1 pseudogene is annotated in these 409 nt (G+C 72.6%); it reads left to right on the top strand.

The features are described 5' to 3' along the window. Positions 1 to 407 (top strand): annotated as a pseudogene (locus V8688_RS32085) (serine hydroxymethyltransferase); the annotation flags it as partial. Between the last annotated feature and the right edge of the window lie 2 nt (positions 408 to 409).

The raw sequence follows: 409 nt of genomic DNA on the forward strand, positions 1-409 counted from the left end.
GCTCCCGGATCCTCGCCGAGCGTCTGACCGGCGCCGACGTCAAGGACAAGGGCGTGTCCGTCCTCACCGGCGGCACCGACGTGCACCTGGTCCTGGTCGACCTGCGCAACTCCGAGCTCGACGGCCAGCAGGCCGAGGATCTCCTGCACGAGGTCGGCATCACGGTCAACCGCAACGCCGTCCCGTTCGACCCGCGCCCGCCGATGGTCACCTCCGGCCTGCGCATCGGCACCGCCGCGCTGGCCACCCGTGGCTTCGGCGACGCCGAGTTCACCGAGGTCGCCGACATCATCGCCGCCGCTCTCGCCGGCACCTCCGACACCGACTCGCTGCGCGCCCGCGTCGCCAAGCTGGCCCAGAGCGTCCCGCTCTACCAGGGCCTGGAGGACTGGCGCCTGCTCGGCTGAGC

Source organism: Nocardia sp. No.11 (assembly GCF_038752175.1).
Classification (GTDB): domain Bacteria; phylum Actinomycetota; class Actinomycetes; order Mycobacteriales; family Mycobacteriaceae; genus Nocardia; species Nocardia canadensis.